The organism is Streptomyces botrytidirepellens (genome assembly GCF_003721215.1).
Taxonomy (GTDB): domain Bacteria; phylum Actinomycetota; class Actinomycetes; order Streptomycetales; family Streptomycetaceae; genus Streptomyces; species Streptomyces himastatinicus.
Genome location: NZ_RIBZ01000871.1, coordinates 22,151 through 28,732, shown reverse-complemented (window position 1 = coordinate 28,732; position 6,582 = coordinate 22,151). Strand labels below are relative to the sequence as shown.

The following is a 6,582-nucleotide window of genomic DNA, read 5'->3' as shown; positions in this document are numbered from 1 at the left end:
GCGGTGAGGCGCCGAGGGCCAGCCGCACGGCGGCGGGCCCGGCCGGCCGCTCGACGTCCGCCCGGGCCGCGTCCAGCCGTCGCAGCAGCGGACCCGCGTGCTCCAGCAGCCGCGCCCCGGCGGTGGTGAGCGTCACCGGCCGCCGGGTCAGCAGCGGGGTGCGCAGATCGGCTTCCAGGGTCGCGATCTGCTGGGAGACGGCCGACTGCGTGGAGCCGAGCTGGTGGGCGGCGTCGGAGAAGGAGCCGCAGTGGGCCACGGAGACGAAGGTGCGGAGCAGATGCGGATCCATGCGGACAAGTATCGCGGCTCGGAAGGGGCGTTCATGAGGTCTCCGGACATCACGGCGGGCACCGCTCCGGCACTCGTTGACCCCCACCCAACGCTGCGGTTCCCGCGCCCCCTGCTCACCGTGACCGATGACACCCTCGCGGGCCACGGGCCCGCTGCCCCGATGGCAGGGCTGAGCTGCCCGCCGCGAGGGCCATGTATTAGAGTTATCTCGACATCGAGATATCTGTCGACGGGCGCACCGTCGCGCCGCACCGGTAAGGGTTACCTAACTTAGCCCTACCTTAGCGGATCGGCGCGGGCATGTCGCGGCAGCATTGCGGTGGTACGCGCGTAATTCATGCATGAAGGAGACTGTCGTGTCGGCGAACAGCTTCGATGCCCGCAGCACCCTGCAGGTGGGCGACGAGTCGTACGAGATCTTCAGGCTGGACAAGGTGGAGGGGGCCGCCCGCCTCCCCTACAGCCTGAAGGTTCTGCTGGAGAACCTGCTCCGCACGGAGGACGGCGCCAACATCACCGCCGACCACATCCGAGCGCTCGGTGGGTGGGACTCACAGGCCCAGCCCAACCAGGAGATCCAGTTCACGCCGGCTCGCGTGATCATGCAGGACTTCACCGGTGTGCCCTGTGTGGTCGACCTCGCCACCATGCGCGAGGCCGTCAAGGAGCTGGGCGGCGACCCGGCGAAGATCAACCCGCTGGCCCCGGCCGAGCTGGTCATCGACCACTCCGTGATCGCCGACAAGTTCGGCACCAACGACGCCTTCACCCAGAACGTGGAGCTGGAGTACGGGCGCAACAAGGAGCGCTACCAGTTCCTGCGCTGGGGCCAGACCGCGTTCGACGAGTTCAAGGTCGTCCCGCCCGGCACCGGCATCGTCCACCAGGTGAACATCGAGCACCTGGCCCGCACCGTCATGGTCCGCAACGGCCAGGCCTACCCGGACACCCTCGTCGGCACCGACTCGCACACCACCATGGTCAACGGCCTCGGCGTGCTCGGCTGGGGCGTCGGCGGCATCGAGGCCGAGGCCGCGATGCTCGGCCAGCCGGTGTCGATGCTCATTCCGCGCGTCGTCGGCTTCAAGCTGACGGGTGAGCTGAAGCCCGGGACCACGGCGACCGACCTCGTGCTGACCATCACCGAGATGCTGCGCAAGCACGGTGTCGTCGGCAAGTTCGTCGAGTTCTACGGCGAGGGCGTGGCGGCCACGAGCCTCGCCAACCGCGCCACCATCGGCAACATGTCGCCGGAGTTCGGCTCCACCGCCGCGATCTTCCCGATCGACGACGAGACGATCAACTACCTGAAGCTCACCGGCCGCAGCGAGCAGCAGCTCGCGCTGGTCGAGGCGTACGCCAAGGAGCAGGGTCTGTGGCTGGACCCGGCCGCCGAGCCGGACTTCTCCGAGAAGCTGGAGCTGGACCTGTCGACGGTCGTCCCGTCGATCGCCGGTCCGAAGCGCCCGCAGGACCGCATCGTGCTCGCCGAGGCGGCGCAGCAGTTCGCGCAGGACGTGCGTAACTACGTCCCCGACGCGGAGGAGGACGAGGCGGGCAAGGAGTCCTTCCCGGCCTCCGACGCCCCGGCCGTCTCCAACGGCGTACCGACCAAGCCCACCCAGGTCACCGCCCCCGACGGTTCGACGTACGAGATCGACCACGGCGCCGTCACCGTCGCCGCGATCACCTCCTGCACCAACACCTCCAACCCGTACGTCATGGTCGCCGCCGCGCTGGTTGCCAAGAAGGCGGTGGAGAAGGGCCTGACCCGCAAGCCGTGGGTCAAGACGACCCTGGCGCCGGGCTCGAAGGTCGTCACGGACTACTTCGACAAGGCGGGCCTGACCCCCTACCTCGACAAGGTCGGCTTCAACCTGGTCGGCTACGGCTGCACCACCTGCATCGGCAACTCCGGCCCGCTGCCGGACGAGGTCTCCAAGGCCGTCAACGAGGCCGACCTCGCCGTCACCTCCGTCCTCTCCGGCAACCGGAACTTCGAGGGCCGGATCAACCCGGACGTCAAGATGAACTACCTGGCGTCCCCGCCGCTGGTCGTCGCGTACGCCATCGCCGGTTCGATGAAGGTGAACATCACCACGGACGCGCTGGGCACCGACCAGGAGGGCAAGCCGGTCTTCCTCGAGGACATCTGGCCGACCGAGGCCGAGGTCAACGACGTCGTGGCCAACGCCATCGGCGAGGACATGTTCAACAAGTCCTACCAGGATGTCTTCGCCGGTGACGCCCAGTGGCAGGCGCTGCCCGTGCCGACCGGCAACACCTTCGAGTGGGACACCGAGTCCACCTACGTGCGCAAGCCCCCGTACTTCGAGGGCATGACCATGGAGACGAGCCCGGTCGAGGACGTCACCGGCGCCCGCGTCCTGGCCAAGCTGGGCGACTCGGTCACCACCGACCACATCTCCCCGGCCGGTGCGATCAAGGCCGACACCCCGGCCGGCAAGTACCTCACCGAGCACGGTGTCGAGCGTCGCGACTTCAACTCCTACGGCTCCCGCCGAGGCAACCACGAGGTCATGATCCGCGGCACCTTCGCCAACATCCGGCTGCGCAACCAGATCGCGCCCGGCACCGAGGGCGGCTTCACCCGCGACTTCACGCAGGACGGCGGGCCGGTCTCCTTCATCTACGACGCCTCGCAGAACTACCAGGCGGCCGGCACTCCGCTGGTCATCCTGGCGGGCAAGGAGTACGGCTCCGGCTCGTCCCGCGACTGGGCCGCCAAGGGCACCGCGCTGCTCGGCGTCAAGGCCGTCATCGCCGAGTCGTACGAGCGCATCCACCGCTCGAACCTCATCGGCATGGGCGTCCTCCCGCTCCAGTTCCCCGAGGGCGCCTCGGCGCTGTCGCTGGGCCTGACCGGCGAGGAGACCTTCGACATCACCGGCGTCACCGCGCTCAACGAGGGCGGCATCCCGGAGACCGTCAAGGTCAAGGCGGGCGACGTGGAGTTCGACGCCAAGGTGCGCATCGACACCCCCGGCGAGGCGGACTACTACCGCAACGGCGGCATCATGCAGTACGTGCTGCGCTCGCTGATCCGCAAGTAAGACGCCTGCGACGCCTGTACGTCACGGACGGGCCGCACCCCTGTGCATCGGGGTGCGGCCCGTCCGCGCGTGTCCTCACAGGAACGCGCCGGAGGGGATGTACGGGGACGGCGGCCGCATCCCGCGCAGGCAGACGTAGCCCGCGTTGGACAGCTCCAGACCCGCCGCGAGGCCGACGTCCACCGCCCACTCCTGCTCGGCCGTCAGGTTCTCCACCGCCACCTCCGTGCCCTCCGGGAGGCTGAGCAGGGCGGCGGTGAGCAGGCGGCCCGCCAGTCGCCGGGAGGTCGCGGCGAGCAGTTCGACGTCTCCGTCGGCGCCGACGTAGCAGTAGCCGCTCCCGGTCAGCTCGTCGACGACCAGCAGCCGCGAGTGGCGCAGCATCTCCTCGTGGTCGGGGCCGTGCGCCCCACCGCGGGTGCGGCGGTCCAGGGAGTCCAACAGGTCCCGGTGCCGCGCCGTGCCCTCGTGCACAGCGCCGTCCAGCGACGGCAGCCGGGTCTTCAGCTCCTTGTCGACGGTGCCGCGCAGCCGCATCGCCGGATGCAGGGTGAAGCCCGCCCGTCGGTACGTGGCCGCCGCGCGCGGATCCCGGGACCCGCAGATGATCCCGCGCAGACAGGCCCGTCCGTACAGCAGCGCCGCGGCCATCAGCTCCCGGCCGATCCCGCGTCGCTGGGCCCGGGGCAGCACGGCGAACAGCGCGAGCCCCCAGGTGCCTTCGCGGCGCGTGGACAACACCGTGCCGACCGGCATCCCGACGTCGTCCACGGCGAGCCAGCAGCCGCCCGGATCGGTCCGCGCCAGATGGCGGTTGCGGCTGTCGATGCGGGCGAGCCGGTCGGGCGGCCAGTCGGCCGCCGGTTCGCCGCGCAGGGCGCGCGAGGTGTCGAAGGCGGCCGAGGCCACGGTCCTCACCGCCTCGGCGTCCTCCTCGGTGTCACGTAGCTGGCGGAGGATCATGCGCTCCATCATGGCGATCTGCTGAGGGCTAATCCACCGGGCGCGCGTTGCCGCGAGCGGGCAGAGTCCTCGTCATGAGACTTCTGATGCTGGGCGGAACGGAATTCGTGGGACGCGCCGTCACCGAGGCGGCCCTGGCCCGCGGCTGGGAGGTCGCGGTGTTCCACCGCGGCCGCCATGCCCCGCCGCCGGGAGCCACCGCGCTGCACGGCGATCGCATCGCGCCCGGCGGGCTCGCCGCCCTCGAACACGGCGAGTGGGACGCCGTCGTGGACACCTGGTCCGGCGCCCCCGCGGCCGTCCGCGCCGCGGCCGGGCTCCTCGCCGACCGCGCCCGTTCGTATCTCTACGTCTCCAGCCGCTCCGTCTACACCTACCCGGCCCGCGCCGGACTCGCCGAAGACGGCCCCTTGGTGGATGCGTCCCCCGACTCCGTTGACGTCGACTACGCGCAGGCCAAACGCGGTGGCGAACTCGCCGCCCTCTCCGCCTTCGGCGACCGCGCCCTGCTGGCCCGGGCCGGACTGATCCTCGGCCCGTACGAGAACATCGGCCGCCTGCCCTGGTGGCTGACCCGCATCGCCCGCGGCGGCCCGGTCCTCGCCCCCGGCCCGCGCGACCTCCCGTTGCAGTACATCGACGCCCGCGACCTGGCCACCTGGCTCCTGGACGCCGCCGAACGCGGCCTCGGCGGCCCATACAACCTGGTCAGCCCGCCGGGCCACACCACCATGGGCGAACTCCTGGAGACCTGCGTACGCGCCACCGGCTCGCCCGCCGAACTCCACTGGACCGACCCGGACCGCATCCTCGCCGCCGACATCGCCCCCTGGACCGACCTCCCGATCTGGCTCCCCCCGGGCGAACTGCACGACACGCTGCACCGCGCCGACGTCTCGAAGGCGGCTGCGGCGGGCCTGCGGTGCCGCCCCATCACCGACACCGTGACCGATACGTGGGCCTGGCTGCGTGGCTTGGGTGGCGCGGTCCCGCAGCGTGCGGACCGACCTCGGGTGGGGCTGGATCCGCAGCGGGAGGCGGAGGTGCTGGCCGCCCAGCGTCAACGCCAATAGCGGCTTCATGCGTTCGAGTGGCGTGGAGGCAAATGCCATCGGCACTTGCCTCTGCGTCTTTAGCGTTCACCGCATGGTCAGTTCCTCACACGAAGCCCTCCACCGGATTTTCCAGGAGGACACCGGGGCCATCGTCCGAGCACTCCGAAAACTGCTCGGCGTTCCGTTCCCGGACACGAGCAAGACGTTCGTAGTCAGCCCTGACCTCACCGAGATCGCGCCCGTCGAGAGACGTGTGGACACCCTGCTCCAGGTCGAGACCGAGAAGCACGGCACGTACCTGTTCGCAATCGAGTCGCAGAGCAGACGGGACAAGGACAAACCGGCGGCCTGGGCGTACTACCTCTCCTACATGTACGCGAAGTTCCGGCACCAGCCGGTGCTGATCGTGCTCTGCCCCGACGACGCCACGGCTCGCTGGGCAGCTCGGCCCATCACGCTGGGCCTACCGAGCCATCCGTCGCTGACCGTGCGTCCGCTTGTGCTCGGGCCCGGCAACACTCCGCTCATCACCGAGCGAAGGAAGCGGTACGGGATGTCCCGCTCGCTGTCTTTTCGGCGATTACACACAGTAGGAGCGTGAGCGCCGATGCGATACTGAAGGCGCTGGCTACCACGCTCAACCACATCGACCCCGACCAGGCGACGATCTACGCCGAACTTGTCGAAGCCGGACTCGGAGACACTCCGGCACGAGAACTCTGGAGGGACCTGATGTCCGCCTTGCTCAACTTCTTCCGCTCCGAGCACGCTCAGAGGGCATTCGCCGAGATTCGAGCTGAGGGGCAAGCTGAGGGGCAAGCTCAGGGCCAGGCCGCCAAGGGCGCAAAGGATGTTCTGCGGGTGCTCAGCCTTCGGGGGCTAGAGGTCACCGCCGAGACGCGTGAGCGCATCGAGTCGTGCAAAGATCTGGACATCCTCGACACATGGCTGGACCGGGCCGTGACCGCCTCTCGCGTCGAGGAATTGTTCGACTGATCTCCGCACTGCTCAGCTTCTTCCGCTCCGCTCACTCTCAGCGAGCCTTCGCCGGGGTGCGGGCCAGCTCCTCGGCGATGTCCTGTGCGGCGAAGCCCGCGTACGTTCCCCAAACCGTCTTCCACGGCGTCAGCCCCGTCCTTCAGGACGACTCATCCCGCCCCGGCCTCCGGGACGTCCTGGTGATCACCTACCGTCAT

General features: G+C 69.6%; 6 protein-coding genes. 4 read left to right on the top strand and 2 right to left on the bottom strand.

What is annotated here, in order from left to right; translation table 11 throughout:
- The coding region (locus EEJ42_RS47365; protein WP_148082243.1) for a LysR family transcriptional regulator at positions 1-292 on the bottom strand (292 nt) is incomplete at its 3' end.
- A gap of 358 nt (positions 293-650) precedes the next feature.
- On the opposite strand from EEJ42_RS47365, the gene acnA reads away from it, so the two are divergent.
- Entirely contained in the window at positions 651-3,368 is a 2,718-nt protein-coding gene (acnA, locus tag EEJ42_RS47360) for an aconitate hydratase AcnA (RefSeq protein WP_123108337.1), read from the top strand.
- A 75-nt stretch (positions 3,369-3,443) separates the two neighbouring features.
- Here the strand turns inward: acnA and EEJ42_RS47355 are convergent, their stop codons facing one another.
- Positions 3,444-4,331 (bottom strand): GNAT family N-acetyltransferase, encoded by an 888-nt coding sequence (locus tag EEJ42_RS47355; protein ID WP_123108340.1) that lies wholly within the window; start codon positions 4,329-4,331, stop codon positions 3,444-3,446.
- A gap of 74 nt (positions 4,332-4,405) precedes the next feature.
- Here EEJ42_RS47355 and EEJ42_RS47350 point away from each other — a divergent pair, with 74 nt between their 5' ends.
- The 3 genes from EEJ42_RS47350 to EEJ42_RS54360 all read left to right on the top strand — a co-directional run bounded on the left by EEJ42_RS47350 (position 4,406) and on the right by EEJ42_RS54360 (position 6,382).
- Positions 4,406-5,404: an NAD-dependent epimerase/dehydratase family protein gene (locus EEJ42_RS47350; protein WP_123108336.1), complete on the top strand. Its 999-nt coding sequence runs from the start codon at positions 4,406-4,408 to the stop codon at positions 5,402-5,404.
- 73 nt (positions 5,405-5,477) lie between these two features.
- Positions 5,478-5,987 carry a hypothetical protein gene (locus tag EEJ42_RS54365; RefSeq protein ID WP_342778421.1) on the top strand — a complete coding sequence of 170 codons (510 nt, stop codon included), beginning with the start codon at positions 5,478-5,480 and terminating at the stop codon, positions 5,985-5,987.
- Positions 5,984-6,382, top strand: coding sequence for a hypothetical protein (locus EEJ42_RS54360; protein ID WP_342778420.1), 399 nt, complete (start codon positions 5,984-5,986; stop codon positions 6,380-6,382). The genes EEJ42_RS54365 and EEJ42_RS54360 overlap by 4 nt, the downstream gene beginning before the upstream one ends.
- The last annotated feature ends 200 nt before the right edge of the window (positions 6,383-6,582 follow it).

What these genes read in the sequence shown, in the direction of transcription:
- EEJ42_RS47355 (WP_123108340.1), bottom strand. Translation starts at nt 4,331, where the DNA reads ATGATCCTCCGCCAGCTACGTGACACCGAGGAGGACGCCGAGGCGGTG.
- EEJ42_RS47350 (WP_123108336.1), top strand. Translation starts at nt 4,406, where the DNA reads ATGAGACTTCTGATGCTGGGCGGAACGGAATTCGTGGGACGCGCCGTC.
- EEJ42_RS54365 (WP_342778421.1), top strand. Translation starts at nt 5,478, where the DNA reads ATGGTCAGTTCCTCACACGAAGCCCTCCACCGGATTTTCCAGGAGGAC.